The organism is Megamonas sp. Calf98-2 (assembly GCF_900110235.1).
In the GTDB taxonomy this organism is placed as follows: domain Bacteria; phylum Bacillota; class Negativicutes; order Selenomonadales; family Selenomonadaceae; genus Megamonas; species Megamonas funiformis.
Genome location: NZ_FOCY01000008.1, coordinates 11383 through 31106 on the forward strand (window position 1 = coordinate 11383; position 19724 = coordinate 31106).

Consider the following 19724-nt stretch of genomic DNA (forward strand, 5'->3'; position numbering starts at 1 on the left):
TGTTATTAGCACAAGGTAAATCTTCTTGGGGAACAACCTATAATGCAGGAAGTATTGGCGGGGAGGCAACTCATCAACTCACTGTGGGGGAATTGCCACAGCATACACATACTGCTTCTACAAATACTACAGGTTCACATGCCCACACATATAGGACATTTTATGGCACAACCGGATATGGACCAGATGGTTCTAGTGATAGAGAAAAAACTATAAATACTGGGTCTAGTGGTAATCATACTCATACTGTAACAATTAACAATACTGGCTCTAATCAGGCTCACAATAATTTACAACCATATATTGCAGTATACATCTGGAAACGTACAGCTTAACTTACTCTTTTCCACATATATACAGCTAAGTATGGTTGCATATTATTATGTGATTGGCTTGAGCCGGTGTTATTAATATTTATGGTATGACTATGATTTCCTGCGCTTAAAGTAGTTCCTTTATTTCTAGCATAATTTGTATCAAAATCGCTAGGAAAATTCATGTTTGTATTTCCATTTGGTCCATATAATTGAAATTGATGAGTATGATTTCCAGTTGTATTAGTGGACGCTGTGTGATTGTGAGCAGGTAATTCTCCCACAGTGAGTTGATGAGTTGCCTCCCCGCCAATACTTCCTGCATTATAGGTTGTTCCCCAAGAAGATTTACCTTGTGCTAATAACACACGACCTGCTGGCATTGCTTCCCATGTACCAAAGCCAAATAACGTAGCTGGATTAGTAGATACAGTAGACATGTAAATACTTCCAACTGGATATATTTTTTTCATTGTATCTAACATAGGTGCATACTTTGCTATAGCATTTCTAACAAATCCACAAGTAGCAAGTTGTGTATTATTTGTATCAACTCCAGGAGTTGGAGCTGTTGGTGTTCCACTAAATGCTGGGCTAGTTTTTGGTGCCTTATTATCATTTAATGATTTTAATGTTGTTGGAGAGTTTTCACCATAAGATGCAGTACCTTGTATATTTTTAAATTTTGTACAAAAAGAATTGAGTATTTCTGAAATATTTCCTACTGTTAAAATTTCAGCATTTGAATTTAATGTTAGATCTTCTGTTTTATAAAGATATCCTGTAATATCTTTACCATTTTTATCTTGGTTTGCCTTTGTTGCACTATCCGCATTACCCTGAAGATTACCTATAAATTTAGTAGCAGTAATATTATAACCACTAGCATTTAAATTTCCTGTAACTGTTCCACCATTTTTATCTAATTTCTTATCAAATAATGTCTTATGTGCTTCACTATTCTCATTATGATTACTAATTAATTCTTCTGTGTTTGTTTCTATTCCCATAAACTCATCATATAAATATTTAAATTTTAAATCGTTTAATCTTTGAAGAGAATCAAACGATTGATATGATGGTGGAACATTCCCTAAATATCCCCAACCTTTTAAATAATTATCATCTGTCCAATCAATTTGAGAACTTGCCCCAGAAGCAAATATTTTTTGAAAATCCAATTCACTCATACTACATATCCTTTCTTAATTAAGTTATTACTAAATATTTCAGACAATGGAGCTTGACCAAATCCTTTAGCAAATTTTTGATTATAAAATCCAAAAACATTATCTTTATCAAAGTGTGTCATACTTTGACAACTAACTCCAGCAGGTCTAACTATTAAATCTAAAGCATTTGCAAATAGAATTTCATTTTTTGTTAGTTTTCTACCAATACCAACAATAAATTTTGCATTATAAATGTCTTGTACTATAGCAATGTCCGTTTTAAAAATAAACTGTATAGATTTTATAGTGTCATTCATATAACATAAAGAATTATTTTTATTAACTTTAGCCCAAAGAATTAATCTATATTCTTCATCAGACAAAGATGTACTGGATAAATAAGGTTCGCTATATTCTCTAAAACGAGCTTGATTAAAACCAGTAGTATTAATTTGATTTTCAAATCCAAAAAAATTTATAGTAATAGCATTATTTATTAACCTGTTTCGGTCCACAATTTCTCCTATACCATCTAACTGTACACCTTCACCTGTATCTATCCATCGCTTTTCTTTTAAATTATTAAAAGTATCATCTAATAACTGTAATTCATCTGAAATTGCACAAAAAATTGCTTGTAAAACTTTCGTATTAGAAAATTGTACAAGCAAATGGTTCATCATACTTTCATATCTATTCATTTATAATCACCTCTATTTGAGAGATGTCAAATGTTGCATTCTCATGAGCAGAAATCACAATATTATTATTGTTATATTCCTTAGGTGTTTCTCCTGTAGTAGCTTTTATATCTATATATGCTATAGCATTAATATTATTATAAATAGCACCTATAAATTTTTGTAATATAATATCTTCTCCAATATTTATTTTACTTGCTTCTTGTAAAATAATTTCTTTAATTTCATTTGGAGTATTTTCTCCCCATGTTTGTTCAGTATTTTTGGTAATAGTAATTTTAAGCCATATCTTAACTTGCTTAGGTCTATTAAAACGTATAAGATGACTAATCCCTTGATTATCCAATACTGTTTTTTCTATATCACCAAAAGTATTTATTCCTGGAGCTTTATAATTATATATTTCTTTTGCAATATCATCTTCACTGCCACCTTCAACAATTATTTCTATACTATGTGGTGGTCTATTTTCACTATCTACCGTATCACTATCATTTTCATATGCCAAGCAAGCAGTTACTCCAGCTACATTACTATATATATTAGCTTGTATTGCCTCCAACATTACAGAAGCTTTACTATACACCGAAGATGACCAACGTTGCCTAAGTTCTACATCCGTTTCTGCGTCCCTTCCAACTATATTTTTTATATTACTTACGCTATTCCAACCTGTAATAAATGTATTTATATTTTTTACACTACCTAATGTAGGATTTATACTTCCATATATATCTGACACAAAATAAATAGGACTACTTACATTTTTTATTATTAAATTAGTATTAATACTGAATATCTTAGTTTTATCATTACTACTAATAGTAAGCAAATCATTACTTAAATTAAAATTTAAATTTTCTTTAGAAAATTGATTATATATATTTGTTAAAACATTTGATACATTATCAGATATTTTTGCAGTATAAGATTTTTGTTCTCCATCTATTGTTATAAAATAGGTTTTATCATTTTCTACATTATCTATAGTTAATTCAATTTTACTAGCATTATCTGAAGATATTTTACTTTCTTCTTTTATTGTATAAGTATTAGTATTTTCATCTTGAATTTGTAAATTAACAGGAAGCCTAGTATTATTCAGACCTGTACATTCGCAAATTATAATAGTTTGTTCAGCTTGTATAGGTCTAATAGCACTTAAAGCTGCTGCATTTGATAATGATATACCAGTTGCTGTATGTGGATACATAGCAAAATAAACATTTTCAGCTAATTCCCATAAATCCGCTAGTTCAAATGCATAAATCCCATGAATTTGACCAAATATAGAATTACTATCTGTTTGAATAGCTATTCCTAATTTATCTGCAACACGTTTATTTAAACTATCAATTATTTCTGGTAATCTTTTTCGTTTAAAACCTTCTTTTGTCAACCCATATTCAACTGTTGTTACCATATCCCAATATCACCTCATTTGTTATTAATCCATATTTTGTATTTATTTCATAGTTTATAGATAATTCTCTCCGTATCATTGAGAAATCTAAATTCATAGATGATATTTCCTTTACACCTTCAATATTCATTATCTTTTCAGAAAAAATTTGCTTTATGTGATTTTTATTTGGATTTTTAACTAAAATATATTCTAAATAAGGTATTCCTTGTCTAGTATCTAAAAACCATTCATTCAACCAAAAACGCAGAGTAATTAGCACTTGTTGGGCTATTCGCTCTGCGTTATCTATTAATATTAAATCATTATTTTTTATTACTAAATCATTATTAGCTGTATTTAAAGCTATATCATAAGCCAATAAATCACCTTCTTTTATTGTGCTTCTCCTGTACTACCACCACCATTTTCAACATTTCCATGCGTATGATGGAGAAGACTTATACCATTTACTATTAAATCGCCATCAGCAAATTTAAAATCAGTACCATTCAATATACCACTAAAACTATTTTCAGTTATCTGAATCATAGCTGGACCATTAAATAAACACACACTATTTGCATGTTTAATATTACTTTTTGTTGCATTTGTATATAATCCAGGTATACAAATTGCGTCATTTAATGAATGTTTTCTCAAATCATCAGAAGTATTACTATTATTTACAAAATCATCCAGTTGTTTTTCCGCAAAAATTATTAAACAGCCATCACCAGAAGATATAGGAAATGTAACTCCTGAATTACCTCCCATTCCTGTAGGAAATACTACCGGAACATTATAAATAATAGGATATGCAAACTCTCGATAATCTTCTGTTTTATAAGTTCCACTAGGTTGCACAATAGCTCTATTTATACTAGCGTCATATGAAATTATTTTTCCATTTAACGCAGTATGTATATTACTTATTTTCTCATCTACCCAATTATCTACTACATTACGAATTTCATTTGATGTTTGGCTCATATATAAGTCAACCTTTCAATCAAATCAATTTCACTATACCATTCATTAGAACTAATATCACCAGTATGACGAATAGCCTCTACTCTAAACCAACCTGTTATAAATTTACTTTCAACTTTTACAGCATCTCCAGGATTTATTGATGGTGATAATAAAGTTTTTATCTTCCAACCTGCTTGTTTTTCTGCACGGTCCTTATTCTCTTTTCTTTTTCTTTTGCGTTTTGGTGTTTCTTTATCAGTTTTATAATTAGATTTTACAATTCTTTCAGGGCTTCCAATTAGTCCACTATCCGCTGAAAAAACAATTCCTCTATTAGCAACTATTCCACCATCTAAAATTATTTGTAAAATATTATTTTGTATTGACCATGTACAGCCACTACCATAACATATTTCACTTAATGCTTCAGCACCTTTACCAATGAAAGAATATCCATTTTTAAAAGTACCAAAAGTCGCACCTTCTCCAAATACTATAGATAATCCCATATTTCTAGCAATAGCATTTATTATAGTATCACCAGGTGTATTAGGCGGAAAAGATATGCTCATAATGCTATCTCTAATGGCAACCTGTCCATCACTTAAATCAAATTTTGTAATTATATCTAATCCATTAATCTTAGAATATGCTTGTATTACATTTCCTATAAATAATTTTGTTACTCCACCATTGCCTTCATAACCTGCTAATATCTCACATTTTATATCAGGCTTTTCAATAGCTTTTCTTGTTGTATCACTTAAATTATAAATTTCTAAACTACTTTTATTCGTTTGTTTGGTTAAGTCTTTTTCTACAGTAAACTTAACTCTTAAGGTATTAGCAAATTCATAACCTATCTCAGGAAAAATAACTTTATACTGCCGTTTCCAAAAGCTCATTTACTTCCTCCTTAGGTATATAAATCAATATTGCACTATTATTAATAAAATCTTTTCTAGTTATCACTTGTTTATTATTATTTACTACAGCTATTAATTCACCTTTTGGCAAATCATGTCGTTTATATTGTGCTAATAAAGGAAAATTAGGAACAATTTTTATACTTCTTACTATATCAACATTATTACTATCTCTAATATCTATAGTCCAATCTTTACTGTTACCATTATATGCAAAATGTAATTTGTATACTTTATCATCTAAAGTAACTGTCTCCACAAAATCATTACTATCTGTAACAGAAATACTTACCACTATATCACTCCTTCTATAATAATGATGAAATTATTGTATTAATTGCTGTATTAACACTTACTTCTAAACCTGTTTGAATTTCTCCAGCAACACTATAATCAGCTTGTATAGTATTTACTTTTACTGTAGATGTATTTTGAATTGTTGTCATACCTGTACCTAAATTACTTTGTGTTGCTGTACCCCCATCTTTTTCAGTAGTACCTGCTTTGCCTTGAGCGTCATTATTAGCGTATTCTTCAGGAATATCTTCTGTTCTTTGTGTAACAATTTGTACATATTTAAATTCAAGTTCCATTTTATAACAAATACCATTTTTTACTGTTTTTGGTAATGGTGCTCGTACCATTACCATATTATTATAAATAGAATCTACAGTTTTTATAGTTATCGGTTCTCGATTTAAATATATTTTCATTAAAGAATTTGCTACATTTTGTAACCTATTATTATCAACAGTACCAAAACTAATTGGAGTAGGCGTAAATACTACCTGCATTTTTAAAGACATTGGTTTTCTTTGTACATGGTCAGCAATTATAGAACCATCTTCGACAGGGTTCTCTGTTACCTCACTATCAAAATTAGTTTCTGTTTCTAAAAGTACATCTACAGATAAATCTCCTATTTTAGCAGGTTCTGTTAATTTAGGCATAAGTGCAGGATATGTTTGTTGTTTATTCTTTTTTTCAGGCAATATACCTGGTATTTTTCCGATATACATAACAAAACCTCATTAATAGCCTGGATATAATGTTGGGAAATCTAATCCACTTACCATATTAACTGCCTCATCAGAATTTTTAACATTAAAGTTATTATTCATTGTGTATTCATAACTAGCAGAAGATACAGCATTACCTATACCATCTAAAACAGTATCTGCAAAACTTTGCAAACTATTTAATTTACTACTAGCCCATTCAATTTTATCTAATACCCAATTTTGAATAGCATTTGCTATCTGCTGCAATATACTTATTGCAAAAGAGCCTAAACCACTAAAGAAATTTCTAACTGAATTTATTGCATTTCCAAAAGCTGAAATAAATTGTCCAACTGCTATAAATGTTTCTGCAATGAAATTACCAAAAAACTGGGCTATGCTTGAGAAAAATAATGAAACTGCTTGTAAAGCATATATAAAAGCATTATATAAACTTTCTATAATTATGTTCTTAAGAATAATTAATTGTTCATAACACCATTGAATAGCCTGAATAACAAATCCAATAGCACCAGCTACTGCAATAAAACCACCATAAATATATGTTAGAATTATTACTCCAATATTAACAAGTAATTGAGCAAATTCCTGATTTTCTTCTATAAGATCTGCTATAAAATTTATTATTGAAGTAAAAATTTCTATTATAGACCCCAATATACTAGCTATAATAGCAAATCCTGTTGCAATAAGTGGTGCAATAGTTATAAAACTATTTTTTAGTAATGGTAATATATCTGAAGCTAATCTTGCTATTGCCTGCAAAAATGGCTCTATTGTTGGCAATAGTCCACTAAATATTTCTTGTAAAGCATTTTTAATTCCAAAAAATATATCATATATATCAAAATTATTTAATTCATTAGTGAATGGTTTAAAAGCTTCTACGATATCCATTACTATATCTTTTAAAGAAGAAAATCCTTCATATAGTGTAAATAAGATAGGATAGCTATCTTGAAATCTATCTAACCATTCCTGACTTCCATCATAATCATCCATTAAGGTAAACAAATCATTTACAATGTTAGAAATATACATAACATTATTAGACATAGATTTAGCAATAAAACTAAATACACCTGTTCCACGTTCTAATCGCTGTGTAAATCTATTCCAAAGATTTTCTATTTGTTGCAAAGACTGACCAATAGTCGTAGGCATTTTAGAAAATTCTTCATCCATTTTTGCACCAGCAGATAAGATAGCTCGCATTATATCTTCAGATTTTAGTTCACGCTCTGACCCCATTTCTTTTAATTCTCCAATATCTTTACCAAAGTATTCAGCAATTTTTTGCATTAGCGGTTGAGCATTTTCATTCAAAGAATTCAATTCATCTCCCATTAGAAAGCCACTACCTAGCGCTTGTCCTAATTGTAATATTGTAGATTGTGCTTCCGCTGTACTTGCTCCACCAATAGTTAAAGATTTAGATACAATATCTGTAGCACGCATAAAATCTTCTGTATTAAATCCATATTTTTTAGTGCCATTAGCAATTTTAAAATACAAATTTCCCATTTCTTTCATGCCTTGCCTATTTTGCTGTGATAACACATATAATCTATCTTCAATATTAAATCTTTCTTCATCTGTAGAAGTAATGGTTCTAAGTCTACCATCTAAATTCATCATCTCATCAGCAGATTTTTGTATTGCTTGTGTAAAAGCTATTATTCGGTCTATCGCAAAAGCAGCTATAATTGCTTGTCCAAGCATTCTTGCTCCATTTATCAAAGAATGCATACTACCTTGTAGACTTAAAATATTAGCTCTTGCTTGAGTTGTATCTGCATTTATTTTTAAATATTTACCATTAGAACCATGCCAACGCCCCAACTTATCTTGATATGCTCCCATTCTTCTAAGTTGTTCTGATGTATAAATGGCTTCTTTTCCTATTCCATTAATACTTATTCTGGTCTTATTTGCACTATTAGAAATTTTATTCCACGCATTACTACCTACATTAGCTATTTTCGATAATTTAGATTTTGTTTTATTTATACTATTATCTGCTTTATTTACACTATTTTTATCTAATTCATAAGCTATCTTAGCTATTAATTCTCGAACTACCATATTGTTTACCTCCTTTCTTTAATGATGGCATATTAGCATATTCAATATCTGACTTCATATCTAAAAAATGGTTAATTTCAACGATTTCAGCAAGACTTATTTTGCCATACTTTACATCTAAGAAATTAACCATTCCACTATCTATTGCTCTATAAATAAAAATTACATTTCCGAAGTATTCACTTGTTGTGCCAGGAATGATGGGAGTTTTATCTCTGCCAACGTTTTTTGGACACCAATCGGAACGCTGGAGAGCTGCGAAAAATCCAAATAATTTACCTTAAAAACTTTTATTGCTAAAACAATCATATCAATAATTCGACCTTCAAAAACTTCATTAATAGCTCCTTCATCAAGACGAATAAAATCTTTTTTCCCATTAGATTTTTCAATTTTTACTGCTACATATTTTTCATCTAATAATAATTTTAATGCTAATTCTAATTTATCACCGTCTATTGTATAAGCTAATTTTTCTAATCCATTACTTATAATTTGTAACATATCTCCTAAATTTTCAGTATCCATATCCCCATTATTTTCGGAAATACCTTTCAAGACGCCACCTAATGCAGGAGTAATAATTTTTTGTAACTCACCTAATACCCTAATAGCATAAAATGGTGGAAACTGTCTTACTGTAAATACATCATCACCAATTTTAACTTCTGTAAATTTACCACCAGTCCACATTATCAATCATTACCTCCAATCATTGGGTTTGCAACTTGTCCTGTATGAAATACCCATTCTTGAGCTTCAATTTTTCTACCTCTTTTATGTTCAGGAAAATTTGTAATCCATGCTTGATTGGCTTGAAATACTGTTGTTCCTGACAAATCTTTAATAGTTAATGGTAATATACCTCTGCCTGTAGAACGATCCAAATTATAAACGTTACTAAAATAATCATTTGTCTTAGATGTTGTAGCCAATGCAATGGTTACTTCATATGTTTGATTTGGGTCCATACTACGTCCAACACTGCCATCAGCACCGCTGTAAATTTGTGTTCCTTCTCCTAAAGGTTTAATTGTTACCATATCATCTTCTGCAAATCCGTCAACTTCTCTTGAACCATATACTATTACAAGCATTTTAGGATTATATGTTACTACTCCATCACTCAATTTATTTCACCTCTTATTGATTAGTTTTTTCAATTAAATTTTCATACGTAAGACTACCGCTTATATTTATAGCATGTATAGCACCAGCTAAACGTGCAGTAAATGTTACATCTTCTAATAATCTTTGTGCCTTAGTATTAGCAGAAATATTAGATGCTAATGGTACATTTATAACATACCCTTTATTTATATTTCCATCTTCGTCATATTCATCTGGAGTTATACCTCCTCGTTGCTGACCTAATTTTAAAGCTGAATTAATTTGTGCTTCAATTATTCCTATACCACCATCTGTAAATGGAATTTTATCTCTATTAATAAGCACATTAAAAACATTTACCATTATTTCTTCTTGTAACCAATCTCTAAAACGTATTACATCAATCCATTCGCCAGCAGATGTTTTCCCATTTTGAGTAATTGCTACATTTCTAAAATTTTCAAAAGTATTGCCATTTTTATTAGTGATAGCAAGATACTCTGTTTCTGTTAAATTATCTGCTATTACACCTGCTAATTTTTTATTCGCCCATGTTTCACCACCAGGATTAATAGCAAAACATCTAGCAAATAATGCACATTCTGGAAAATCATCATCATTTGTGTGATATAACCAAAATGTTCTGTAATAATTATTACTCTTTAATAAACTACCAATATCTGTATCTATTTCACTATCCGTAGCCTCTTTTTCATTAACAACACAGCCAAATAACTTAGTATGTGTTTCGGTCCATTGTGCCAAAGCCAAAATATCTGATTTTTCTCTGCTAACTAAAGCAATTCCATAAAAATCATTATCACTAGCTACTATAGCTGCCATTGTCTCCGATAAGGTTTCAGTTGCAAGTATTGGTTCACATGATAAATTAGAGGATAAACTTACTGTAAAGGCTGTTCCTTTCTCTTTAGTTTCTAATTTTAATTTTTCTGATTCAGCTGTAACTGTAATTTCTTCATGAGCATTCATTAAAGTTTGCAAACCTTCTATAATAGTTGTCGCACTAGCTTCACTTGAACTAGAATACTCATAATCTTGTTTTCCTTTTTTAGTTTCTAATGTAATTTTATATTTTGTATTATCTTTTACATCAGATACAGAAATATTGATTTCATCTACTTGTCTACGTCCTATTTTTACAATATTAGGTCGTGGTATTTGTGAAAAAGCGTCTGCTGCTGCCAAATATAATTTATCTGTTGCCTTAAAACCATCTTCAAGCATACTATCTACATTTGTATAAGTAGTTACACGGCTTAATGTATTTAAATGCTCTCCAACAATCAATAATGTACTAAATCCTTCTTTACTTATTCCTGTAGTATTAAGACTAATTTGCACATTAACAATTCTATCTAAATTAGCCATTATATTTCCTCCGTTATTATTTCTATTGGTAATTCTTTACCTGTATTACCTGTAATTTTAACATTTGCAATATATCCTACATCATCTAAATAAGTAGGAGTAAATCTTATTATTATGTCTACACTTGCTCTAGTAGTAAAGTGTGTATTATTCAATAAGGCAGATACATCCTGAACTGAATTATAGTCAACAATAGCTATATTAGCTTTAAATAACCTATTTATAACTGATTGTTTATTTAATTTATCAATCAGTTTATATAACATAGTACATGCATTTCTGTTATTATCAGCAAATACTTGTATCTCACATGTTAATAATTTATGTCCAATTATATTATTAACTCCTGGCTGATTAGTACGTTCAAAACTAGATTGTACCTCATCTTTTATAGAAGCATATCTTATATAAGCAAAAGTATCTTTGGGTTTAGGTGCATTCTGATAAGCATAAATCACTTTATTTTTTTGTAAATCCAACAATTCTGCCACTAAATCGTGAAATAATAAATTCTGTTCATCATTCATCTGTTATCTCCTGTGCATAAGCTTTATAATGATTTATTAAACCATTCTGATAAGCATGACAAGCAATAATCTTATATTTTTCTCCCATATATAAAAGCACGTCAGCATTTTGTTCTGACGTGCTTTTATCTGTTAATAACTTAGTATCTGTATAAATTTTTACAGCATTATTTGTATTAGTTCCTTCAGGAAATATTTTAGTATATTCATCTAAAGATATAGGCTGTACTGTAGCCAGTATTTTTAATGTGTTACTATCATTTGTAATATATTTACCACTGTCATCATAGTACCCTTCTTTTCTTAAAATAACCACAGACCTTCTAAACGACACATAATCACTCCAATTTATGTTTAATACTTGCTCTCATGCGTCCAGTATCAATTAATGGCTTATTATCACCTTTAGCTCGTACAGTAGCAGGTGAAAGAGGTGTAAAATTTCCATCTGTAATTTTTTCTTGTATCATGCCAGCAACTTTTAAACCAATTAAATTTAATGCTTGTTCTGGAGTTTGCTTACCTTCAATTATTTTTGCCCCTAACTGTCCTGATAAATTAGCTATTTGAGATGAGTTATCGTCTAATGTGCTACGAATAAATGAGCGTTGTGGTATATGTTCTGCTCCATATTCATGAATACTGCCAATATATGCCATTGTATTTTTCCCATCAGCACTCATATCACCTTCTTGAATACCCACTTTTAATACTTTTTTATCAAGTGTTTTCATATTTTTTATAATCTTTTCCCAACCTAAATCAATATCTTTTACATTCATGGTTTTTTCCTCATAATCCCTAGAGGTTTACACATTTTTTGTAAATCTAAATATCTAATACCATAATAGGTTTTATTTAAAATACTTTCATTTTCCATATTATTTTGAGCATATGTTCTAGATAAATCTCCTTCTTTTTCACTTATTACTTTACCTGCAATAATAGAACTATCTAAGGCTCCATTCTCATTATTAGCTATATTATCTAAAGTAATATAATGTGCAATAAAAAAAGCAAGTGCTTTCTCATAGAACTTGCCAAAATATTTTTCAGATACGAAATCTGAATATAGTTCAATATATTCTTTTATTTGTTCATCATCTATATCTATTTTAGGAGCAATTACTCGTATTTTATTTATTACTTTATTTATTAATTCCTCACTCATCATTTTTAGTGGCTTCCTTTATTTTTTTTTCAGCCAATTCATTAATTCTTTTTGATTGTTCGAGAGATTTTTTTTCATCCAAGATTAAAATTTTCCCATTTGCGATTTTATTTACCATTTCAGGATAATTTTTTTTTAGTTTTTCTAGCTGTACCTTTTCAATTTTTATAGGATATCCTGGTTTTAATTTTAATTCACCGATATTTAAAATTCTAGCTTCTGTGTTTTGCAAATACATAATCTTACACTCCTACCGCTTTAGTAAAACAATATGGTCTAAATACAGTAACACCAATAACTTCGGAATGACATGGTACTGTAAAAGCTAAATTTTTAGCTTGTATTGGCATTTGTTCAAATCTATTTGGTATTTCCAAACGTATATAGTCTGGGTCAAAATAACCCACAATCATAATATCTTTTGCCCCTGTACTATCAGCGTTCTTTAATTCTCCAATTTTTTCCCAACGTTTAATTTCCGGATGATTTTCTTTAAGCATTGCTAATACAGTTTTTGTAGTTTGTCCGTCTGCTGTAGTATAAAGAGTACTAGACAATGTAGTATATGCACTTGGTGGCAGCAATACTGTATTAGGTTGTTCTGTATCATCTGTATTATCTTGAATTGTATTAATAAACTCATTCATATCTCGAAATTGTTTTTCTGCTGTTTTTGAACTTAATGCTGTTCCTGAGGCTTCGCCATCATTTTTTAATGTATATTCAGATAAATTAGGATTATCTAAAAATCCAATGATACCATTATCTTTATCTCCAAACCATGCAATTTTATTAATTTTTACATCATTTGCTTTTCTAGCTGCACTTGCTTTCATTGTGCTAAGTGGAGTATTAGAAAATACTGCATGTTGTAAATCTCTAACAGAATACTGATATGCTATTCCTAATTGTTTTACTTTAACGCTAGTTTCTTCTACAAATATATCAGCAAGTGGTAAATCATCTGCTGGATTAGCAACTATTTTAGCCATACCAACCATATCATAAGTACGTTGTAATGCTGTAGTTGCACCTGCACTAACTTCTGTTTGCACTGGAAATACTGTAAATGCATTCAATTTTCCATGTGTTACTTCTAAAGTTTTAGCTCTAACTTGTGTAAGCATTCTAGCTGCAATAGCTGAATAATTAGCATCAAAATTTGGTATAGCATGTGATATTACATCTGAATCTAATCTCTCTACATTTAAAATATAATCTCTACTATTCATAATTTATCTCCTTATCCTATTGTATTAGTTCCTGTAATAGAGGCTGTACTTTCATCATCAAGATGAGCTGTACCTGTAATTGTTGTATTATTAATATTTAATTCCATAGATGTAATCTTCGCACCAGTATCTCCTTTTTCACCTTGTGGACCTTGTTCTCCAGTATCACCTTTTTCTCCTTTTTCTCCTTTTTCTCCTTGTTGAGAAAAAGTACTATTCATATTACTTAAACGTAATATAGCTAATCCGCCACTTTCAGCACCTTTTAAATATTTAGCATTAGTAACTGTTCCTGTCTTTCCCCATTTATAACTACTTGCCATAATACAAGCAACATCACCTGCGGTAACAGCTTCACCAACTTCAACATAAATATCACCCGTAGACATAATTGCTACACTATCACCTTTTTCATAATAAGGATTAGATGGTTCTTTATGATTATGAACAACTACTCCAATAACTTTACTTTCAGAACCACTATCTACTTTTTTTACTAAGTTTTCAGTTGTACCTAAAACTACAGCGTCTCCAGGATTTAATCCTTTTTCTTCTTCAACAGCATAGCTATCACAATTTCTAATAGCAGTATTAGCTATCATACCTGCAAAACCTTTATCTAGTTCTCTACTGTACCAACTCATTTTATTATTCTCCTTTATATGCATTTGCTTCTGCTTGTTTTAATTCTTCCATTTTCTTAATGTAATCAAAATCATCAAAATTCATTTTATTATCATTATCTCCATTAATAATTCTTCTTTTAGAAGCACTTGCACTATCTATATTAATTTGCTGTTCACTGCATACGTCAAACATACCATCAATATATTCTTCACTTTTATTATCAATATTAAAATCTCCATTAACTTTTTTTATTACAGCTATTTTAATATCTTTATTACTTAAGGTATCAATTTTATCTAAATTATATTGCTTAGCAATGTCAAGCATTTTAACACGTTCTTTTACTGCTTCATCAAAGTTAACACTTTTATTAGCTTTTTCATCTGCTAAATCTTTTTCTAATTTATCAACTTTTACTTTCATTGCGTCATATTTTCCTTGCAATGCGTCAAAATTAGCTTTTTCCTTTGTCTTATTTGCTTTCAATGTTTCAAGTTCAATTTTTACTTCTTCTGCACATTCATATTCTAAGCCATTATCAAGTCTAACTTTTGCCATATGTTTTTTATCCTCACTTTCAATTATTTGGTCACCATCCATATTAAGACGAGCATTGCCTGCTCTACCTTTTTGCACAACTGCAAGATGATTGTACCTAATATTTCTTTGTATTGCGTCATAATGTTTACCATCAGGCGTAATACCTGGTGTTTCATCCAAGTCTAATGTATAACCACAAGATAATTCTCTATGTGGTGTATCTAAATTATATAAAGTAATATCTGCTCTAATATTATCTCCATCTTGTTCACCACCAGAAATTACAGTACCTAAAATCGGTATACTTTTTGAATTCTTATTATTAACCATAGCCACATGACCTAGTGTTATAGGCTTTCCTTTAATACTAGCTAAACTATCAGCATTAAAAGCTTCCTCAGGTGGTCTATATTCAATTCTTTCTGAACCATCTGCATTCTGATAGCGAAGAATACCTGTTCTGCCGATTATTGGTTTGTCAATAATAAATCCTTCATCTGTTTTTGTAGCTTTAAAAGTAAATCTATCATATCTTTGCATATTTTCACCTCCTTCCTAAGTAATAGCAACACCATTTATATTATTTAAATCTATAACTGGAATAGCCACACAACGACAGCGAATAGCCATTCCTGGATGTCCATCTATAGGTGGCTTATCCCATCTATATTTTTTCCCATTTCTAGCTTTATGCATTGGTCTAACTCTACTATCTCCAGCAGTACGCCAAATATATTCTTTTATACCAGCTTTAACTTGTCGCATTCTAGTGATTTGACCATTTAATTTCCCTATTTGGTCAACAGCTATTAATATTGCTCGCTTTTCTGTTGTTCCAGTTATCTTTTTTATGCTATTAGCTAAATTTTTTGTTAACATACCATTTTGTATAGCTTCTAATATTATTTGCTTTACTTTATCAAAAAATTGTGTTTCAACCGAAGTTATTAAATTTACATTGTCATCAACCCATAAATTCATCAATTCTTGTAAATTAGGTTCTCCTGTAAAAATATCTACACCTATTTTAGATTTAAACGATTTATCTAATTCATTTTTAGTAAACCTACTTATATTTAAAAACATCTGTTCTATTTTTCTAGTTATAAAATCTTTTGCTATTAAAACATAATAATTTTGTTTTATTTTATCCATCACATCCTTAAATGTATCGCTCAAACCATCTAAACGATTTTGATTTATAAATGTTTTAATATTATCAAGCTCTAATACAACAGATTTTTTTAATATTTTTACTAAATTAACCAGTTGCTTTTTATATTCTCTTTCGTATTGATACGGATATCTACATTCATATTGCCTTTTATTCAATAACATCACGTCCTACATTATCTAGTGTTCGGTCCAATTTAAAACCTTGTTCTTCTAAATAATTTCGCAACTCAACATTATCTAAACCACCTATATTAACAAGTGAAGTTAATGCAGAAATATTTTTTTCTTTTGTTTCAGCTTTCATTTTATCTGTTTCAGCTTGCTCTTTTTCTGTTGGAATTGATAATGGATTAAATTTTAAAGACCAAGTATCCGGTAACTTTATTTGATAGTCTTTGCATTTAGATAAAAAATATATAAATTTACTAAGTTGAGGTTTTAAATCTCTACGTTGTAATTTTTGAACCATAGAATAATATTGTTCAAAATCACTATCTCCTGTAGCATTTTGACCACCTGGAGAACGACCAAACAAAATCGTTACAGGTATTTCACTTACAGCAGATAACATAGTTTGCGTTTTATCTAAAATATCTTTTACTCCACTTAAACTAATGCTTTTTATATCATAATCATCATCTTTATCTATAGCTAAGGTGTTTAAGATATTTCTGACCATATCTATATTTTGTAAATAAGTTCGTACTTCATCTTCTCCACCCTCTATAGATAACTTATTTAGTAATCCAGCTATTTTTAAAATGCCTTGTGCCATACGTTCCATAATATCAATAGCAAATTTATTACCTAAGTCATACTTTAGAATTAAAGTATCATAGATATTTTCTAATACCATACCGCCCCAACCATTACGTTCATTTCTCAAAATGTTAGGTACAGTTAATCCATTAAATATAATTAATCTAGAATAATGTATTTCAAAGTAAGCTCCTGTTGCTTCATCACTTATCAAATAGGTTTCAGTCTTTTTATAATTAGTACTATTAAAATCTTCATTCTGTTTTAATGGAATAACTTCTTTTGCGGAGTAAACTCGTATTTCTTCAAATCCATAAATATTATTTTCATCTAGTGGTTTTGTCAGATCTTCAGATAAATCTTTAAATACTGGAAAAATAACTGCACCACCATAACATCTATGCCAATATAAAGCAGTTGCGAATTTTTCTTCACAAGCTAAATCTTCATATAAAGAAAGGATTTTGCTTTCAGCTTCTGATACATCTATATCATCAGAAGTCTTTATACAAAATCCTGCTCTAAGTGCCTCATCTGCTGGGGCTGTAATTATCTTTCTAAATATGCCATTTTCTATAAACAAATTTTCCGACATATTATAAGTTATAAATATTTTTCTTATAATGCCAGTATATCTACTAGGGTCATAACGTATCGTTCCAACTCCATTTACTATATTAATCATGCTATCTAGCCTTTTTATTTTTATCACCTACCTTAAAATACACTAAGATTTCTAACTTTAGTTAAATAATTAAATGCGTCTGAACTAGCGTCAACTAAATCATCATGAATACCATCAGGAAATGCACATAGTTCGTTTAAATACATTTTATTCCAATCTCCTCGCAACAAAAAAATATTTCCTTGTTGCCATTGTGCTGCAAATGGTTCTGCTCTATTAATCTTACTACCATTTATTCTTTCAATTTGAACATTAAACCCTGCAAGAAATCTAACATAGGAATGAGCCTGTTCTTTTCCTGCTTGACCTGGGTCTTGAGGAATATGAATATTATTACATCTATAATTTATTTTATCTTGCATAGCTATACGTCTAACAGCTTGCCTTACTCCATTTGCATTCAAACAACCAGTAAAGACATCTAAAATAATAAATTGCCCATTTTTTAAACGTGCCATCAAAACACCAGCCGTTTTATCTGGGCTTCTATTTGTTGGAGTTTCTTCTGTAGCTGCTAAATCCCACGCTCTACAAATAGCTACTATTTTATCTGGTATATTATTTACAACAGATATCTGATTATGTTTAAAATATAATCCACTTGCTGGTCTAATTTTCCAGTTTCCATTTAATAATTGTTCTTTAGTAACTGTATCTTGAGCTTTTAAATTCGCTAAATATCCTTTGTCATTTTCTAATAAAATCTTATTATCATATATTGATGAAGGAATAAATGTAAAGCTTTTTGGCTCAATATTATATTTTTCCAACAACTCATCTGAATCATCAGACCATATTGGTTCATCATTTACAATTACAAAATAACGTATTTTACCACCACGAGATTGAATAGCATATCCTGTATCTTGGTCTATATACCATTTAATAAAATCTGCTACCCAACTATCAGGGTCAGGATTACAAGTAGCCCTTATATATGGTTTTATTCCCGCAATAGCTGAACGATTACGAGTAAGCATATAAGTAAATTGTTTCCAGCTAAAATGTGTAAGTTCTTCAAATTCAATCAAAGGAATTTGTGCCCCTTGATAATCATAAACAGTTTTGTCGTACTGAAGATGGTTCATTACAATTTTAGCACCGCTAGGAAATCTAAAATATCTATTAGGACTTCGTATATCTTTTGCTCCTAATGCTGTATACATCTCAAGAGCTGTATCCCATAGACCACCAGGAGTGGTAATTTGAGGAGATGTTCGTCTAAATATGATACAAGAAAAATTCTTATTATTTATGTGTCTTAATGGCTCTATTAGTGCAGCATAAGTTTTACCACCACCAGCAGCTCCACCATAAAAAACTATATCTGCTTTGCTAGATAAAAATTGTTCTTGTTTCCCTTTTTGTGGTTTTATAATCATTTTTAGTCCCTGCCATTATCTGGTATATATATTTGAATGGTATTTATAGGATTAGTTTCTTCATCAACCTTATTATCTTGATTTGAATTTATAAATGTAGCTTCTCCACGGCTTAAACGTTCTATTTTAACCGCAGTATCAAATAGACGAATAATTTCACTTGCATTTAGTTTAGATACATCTATTTTCTTTAATGCTTCTACTGCCTTTGCTTGCATAGACATTGCTATCGCAATATGACGTTTAGCCATCTTCTTACGTTCTTTTACAGCGGTTTTATATTCTATCTCCTGCAACGATTTATCCCATGCTATACAACGTTCTTGCCAATTATATTTTTGCTTCCAATTGACAAGTAATTGTCTACTTTTTGACAACCTTTTAGCAAGCGAAGTTACATTTCTATCTTCCATTTCTAAATAGGCTTTAAATGCAGAAAAAGCCTTTTCAGTTTCACCATCTTGTCTTTCCCATGGTCTTAAATTTTCATTTCCCATCACTCTCCCTCCAAATAAAAAAAGTAGGTTTC

At 30.0% G+C, this 19724-nt stretch carries 24 protein-coding genes and 1 pseudogene; 1 reads left to right on the forward strand and 24 read right to left on the reverse strand.

Going from position 1 to position 19724, the window contains the following annotated elements; genetic code table 11:
* Positions 1 to 335 (forward strand): annotated as a pseudogene (locus tag BMX03_RS03480) (hypothetical protein); the annotation flags it as partial.
* On the opposite strand, the gene BMX03_RS03485 reads toward BMX03_RS03480, so the two are convergent.
* From BMX03_RS03485 to BMX03_RS03600, 24 genes are all read right to left on the reverse strand, one after another.
* Positions 332 to 1504, reverse strand: a complete 1173-nt coding sequence (locus tag BMX03_RS03485; protein ID WP_091693821.1) for a phage tail protein — start codon at positions 1502 to 1504, stop codon at positions 332 to 334. The pseudogene BMX03_RS03480 and the gene BMX03_RS03485 sit on opposite strands and share 4 nt — an antisense overlap.
* Positions 1501 to 2187, reverse strand: a complete 687-nt coding sequence (locus BMX03_RS03490; protein WP_091693824.1) for a baseplate wedge 1 family protein — start codon at positions 2185 to 2187, stop codon at positions 1501 to 1503. Before BMX03_RS03490 ends, BMX03_RS03485 begins: the two co-directional genes overlap by 4 nt.
* A complete protein-coding gene (locus tag BMX03_RS03495) occupies positions 2180 to 3610 on the reverse strand; it encodes a hypothetical protein (RefSeq protein WP_091693827.1) in 1431 nt (476 codons plus the stop codon). Before BMX03_RS03495 ends, BMX03_RS03490 begins: the two co-directional genes overlap by 8 nt.
* Positions 3594 to 3971: a contractile injection system sheath initiator gene (locus BMX03_RS03500; protein ID WP_008537986.1), complete on the reverse strand. Its 378-nt coding sequence runs from the start codon at positions 3969 to 3971 to the stop codon at positions 3594 to 3596. Before BMX03_RS03500 ends, BMX03_RS03495 begins: the two co-directional genes overlap by 17 nt.
* Positions 3972 to 3985: 14 nt before the next feature.
* Positions 3986 to 4582, reverse strand: coding sequence for a Gp138 family membrane-puncturing spike protein (locus BMX03_RS03505; RefSeq protein WP_091693830.1), 597 nt, complete (start codon positions 4580 to 4582; stop codon positions 3986 to 3988).
* On the reverse strand, positions 4579 to 5469 hold the full coding sequence (locus BMX03_RS03510; protein ID WP_008537989.1) for a phage protein: 891 nt from the start codon (positions 5467 to 5469) through the stop codon (positions 4579 to 4581). The genes BMX03_RS03505 and BMX03_RS03510 overlap by 4 nt, the downstream gene beginning before the upstream one ends.
* Entirely contained in the window at positions 5444 to 5785 is a 342-nt protein-coding gene (locus tag BMX03_RS03515; RefSeq protein WP_091693832.1) for a phage baseplate plug family protein, read from the reverse strand. Before BMX03_RS03515 ends, BMX03_RS03510 begins: the two co-directional genes overlap by 26 nt.
* 13 nt (positions 5786 to 5798) lie before the next feature.
* Entirely contained in the window at positions 5799 to 6509 is a 711-nt protein-coding gene (locus BMX03_RS03520) for a phage baseplate protein (RefSeq protein WP_008537992.1), read from the reverse strand.
* 12 nt (positions 6510 to 6521) lie between these two features.
* On the reverse strand, positions 6522 to 8597 hold the full coding sequence (locus tag BMX03_RS03525) for a tape measure protein (RefSeq protein ID WP_091693835.1): 2076 nt from the start codon (positions 8595 to 8597) through the stop codon (positions 6522 to 6524).
* Between the two features lie 162 nt (positions 8598 to 8759).
* Positions 8760 to 9290: a phage tail assembly chaperone gene (locus BMX03_RS03530; RefSeq protein ID WP_008537996.1), complete on the reverse strand. Its 531-nt coding sequence runs from the start codon at positions 9288 to 9290 to the stop codon at positions 8760 to 8762.
* Positions 9291 to 9292: 2 nt separating this feature from the next.
* Complete coding sequence (locus tag BMX03_RS03535) at positions 9293 to 9727, reverse strand: phage structural protein (protein ID WP_091693838.1); 435 nt, start codon at positions 9725 to 9727, stop codon at positions 9293 to 9295.
* 13 nt (positions 9728 to 9740) lie between these two features.
* Complete coding sequence (locus BMX03_RS03540; RefSeq protein ID WP_008537998.1) at positions 9741 to 11096, reverse strand: DUF3383 family protein; 1356 nt, start codon at positions 11094 to 11096, stop codon at positions 9741 to 9743.
* Positions 11096 to 11623 carry a phage neck terminator protein gene (locus BMX03_RS03545; RefSeq protein WP_008537999.1) on the reverse strand — a complete coding sequence of 176 codons (528 nt, stop codon included), beginning with the start codon at positions 11621 to 11623 and terminating at the stop codon, positions 11096 to 11098. The genes BMX03_RS03540 and BMX03_RS03545 overlap by 1 nt, the downstream gene beginning before the upstream one ends.
* On the reverse strand, positions 11616 to 11957 hold the full coding sequence (locus BMX03_RS03550; RefSeq protein WP_008538000.1) for a hypothetical protein: 342 nt from the start codon (positions 11955 to 11957) through the stop codon (positions 11616 to 11618). Before BMX03_RS03550 ends, BMX03_RS03545 begins: the two co-directional genes overlap by 8 nt.
* Before the next feature lie 4 nt (positions 11958 to 11961).
* Positions 11962 to 12405 (reverse strand): phage virion morphogenesis protein, encoded by a 444-nt coding sequence (locus tag BMX03_RS03555; protein ID WP_008538001.1) that lies wholly within the window; start codon positions 12403 to 12405, stop codon positions 11962 to 11964.
* Positions 12402 to 12797 carry a DUF4054 domain-containing protein gene (locus tag BMX03_RS03560; RefSeq protein ID WP_008538002.1) on the reverse strand — a complete coding sequence of 132 codons (396 nt, stop codon included), beginning with the start codon at positions 12795 to 12797 and terminating at the stop codon, positions 12402 to 12404. The genes BMX03_RS03555 and BMX03_RS03560 overlap by 4 nt, the downstream gene beginning before the upstream one ends.
* A complete protein-coding gene (locus tag BMX03_RS03565) occupies positions 12787 to 13032 on the reverse strand; it encodes a hypothetical protein (RefSeq protein WP_008538003.1) in 246 nt (81 codons plus the stop codon). The genes BMX03_RS03560 and BMX03_RS03565 overlap by 11 nt, the downstream gene beginning before the upstream one ends.
* Positions 13033 to 13036: 4 nt before the next feature.
* A complete protein-coding gene (locus tag BMX03_RS03570; protein WP_091693840.1) occupies positions 13037 to 14026 on the reverse strand; it encodes a major capsid family protein in 990 nt (329 codons plus the stop codon).
* A gap of 11 nt (positions 14027 to 14037) precedes the next feature.
* Positions 14038 to 14670, reverse strand: coding sequence for a structural cement protein Gp24 (locus BMX03_RS03575; RefSeq protein WP_091693843.1), 633 nt, complete (start codon positions 14668 to 14670; stop codon positions 14038 to 14040).
* A gap of 4 nt (positions 14671 to 14674) precedes the next feature.
* Complete coding sequence (locus tag BMX03_RS03580; RefSeq protein ID WP_008538006.1) at positions 14675 to 15733, reverse strand: DUF2213 domain-containing protein; 1059 nt, start codon at positions 15731 to 15733, stop codon at positions 14675 to 14677.
* Positions 15734 to 15748: 15 nt separating this feature from the next.
* A complete protein-coding gene (locus BMX03_RS03585) occupies positions 15749 to 16525 on the reverse strand; it encodes a phage head morphogenesis protein (protein WP_177159348.1) in 777 nt (258 codons plus the stop codon).
* Positions 16518 to 17813 (reverse strand): phage portal protein, encoded by a 1296-nt coding sequence (locus BMX03_RS03590; RefSeq protein ID WP_091693849.1) that lies wholly within the window; start codon positions 17811 to 17813, stop codon positions 16518 to 16520. Before BMX03_RS03590 ends, BMX03_RS03585 begins: the two co-directional genes overlap by 8 nt.
* 32 nt (positions 17814 to 17845) lie before the next feature.
* Positions 17846 to 19195, reverse strand: a complete 1350-nt coding sequence (gene terL / locus BMX03_RS03595; protein WP_008538009.1) for a phage terminase large subunit — start codon at positions 19193 to 19195, stop codon at positions 17846 to 17848.
* A 2-nt stretch (positions 19196 to 19197) separates the two neighbouring features.
* The gene (locus BMX03_RS03600; RefSeq protein WP_091693851.1) at positions 19198 to 19692 is read right to left on the reverse strand and encodes a hypothetical protein; all 495 of its coding nucleotides are present in this window, start codon (positions 19690 to 19692) and stop codon (positions 19198 to 19200) included.
* Positions 19693 to 19724: the final 32 nt, after the last annotated feature.

What these genes read in the sequence shown, in the direction of transcription:
- BMX03_RS03510 (WP_008537989.1), bottom strand. Translation starts at nt 5,469, where the DNA reads ATGAGCTTTTGGAAACGGCAGTATAAAGTTATTTTTCCTGAGATAGGT.
- BMX03_RS03580 (WP_008538006.1), bottom strand. Translation starts at nt 15,733, where the DNA reads ATGCAAAGATATGATAGATTTACTTTTAAAGCTACAAAAACAGATGAA.
- BMX03_RS03570 (WP_091693840.1), bottom strand. Translation starts at nt 14,026, where the DNA reads ATGAATAGTAGAGATTATATTTTAAATGTAGAGAGATTAGATTCAGAT.
- BMX03_RS03575 (WP_091693843.1), bottom strand. Translation starts at nt 14,670, where the DNA reads ATGAGTTGGTACAGTAGAGAACTAGATAAAGGTTTTGCAGGTATGATA.
- BMX03_RS03590 (WP_091693849.1), bottom strand. Translation starts at nt 17,813, where the DNA reads ATGATTAATATAGTAAATGGAGTTGGAACGATACGTTATGACCCTAGT.
- BMX03_RS03495 (WP_091693827.1), bottom strand. Translation starts at nt 3,610, where the DNA reads ATGGTAACAACAGTTGAATATGGGTTGACAAAAGAAGGTTTTAAACGA.
- BMX03_RS03540 (WP_008537998.1), bottom strand. Translation starts at nt 11,096, where the DNA reads ATGGCTAATTTAGATAGAATTGTTAATGTGCAAATTAGTCTTAATACT.
- terL (WP_008538009.1), bottom strand. Translation starts at nt 19,195, where the DNA reads ATGATTATAAAACCACAAAAAGGGAAACAAGAACAATTTTTATCTAGC.
- BMX03_RS03530 (WP_008537996.1), bottom strand. Translation starts at nt 9,290, where the DNA reads ATGTGGACTGGTGGTAAATTTACAGAAGTTAAAATTGGTGATGATGTA.
- BMX03_RS03600 (WP_091693851.1), bottom strand. Translation starts at nt 19,692, where the DNA reads ATGGGAAATGAAAATTTAAGACCATGGGAAAGACAAGATGGTGAAACT.
- BMX03_RS03525 (WP_091693835.1), bottom strand. Translation starts at nt 8,597, where the DNA reads ATGGTAGTTCGAGAATTAATAGCTAAGATAGCTTATGAATTAGATAAA.
- BMX03_RS03505 (WP_091693830.1), bottom strand. Translation starts at nt 4,582, where the DNA reads ATGAGCCAAACATCAAATGAAATTCGTAATGTAGTAGATAATTGGGTA.
- BMX03_RS03520 (WP_008537992.1), bottom strand. Translation starts at nt 6,509, where the DNA reads ATGTATATCGGAAAAATACCAGGTATATTGCCTGAAAAAAAGAATAAA.
- BMX03_RS03560 (WP_008538002.1), bottom strand. Translation starts at nt 12,797, where the DNA reads ATGATGAGTGAGGAATTAATAAATAAAGTAATAAATAAAATACGAGTA.
- BMX03_RS03490 (WP_091693824.1), bottom strand. Translation starts at nt 2,187, where the DNA reads ATGAATAGATATGAAAGTATGATGAACCATTTGCTTGTACAATTTTCT.
- BMX03_RS03485 (WP_091693821.1), bottom strand. Translation starts at nt 1,504, where the DNA reads ATGAGTGAATTGGATTTTCAAAAAATATTTGCTTCTGGGGCAAGTTCT.
- BMX03_RS03555 (WP_008538001.1), bottom strand. Translation starts at nt 12,405, where the DNA reads ATGAATGTAAAAGATATTGATTTAGGTTGGGAAAAGATTATAAAAAAT.
- BMX03_RS03545 (WP_008537999.1), bottom strand. Translation starts at nt 11,623, where the DNA reads ATGAATGATGAACAGAATTTATTATTTCACGATTTAGTGGCAGAATTG.
- BMX03_RS03565 (WP_008538003.1), bottom strand. Translation starts at nt 13,032, where the DNA reads ATGTATTTGCAAAACACAGAAGCTAGAATTTTAAATATCGGTGAATTA.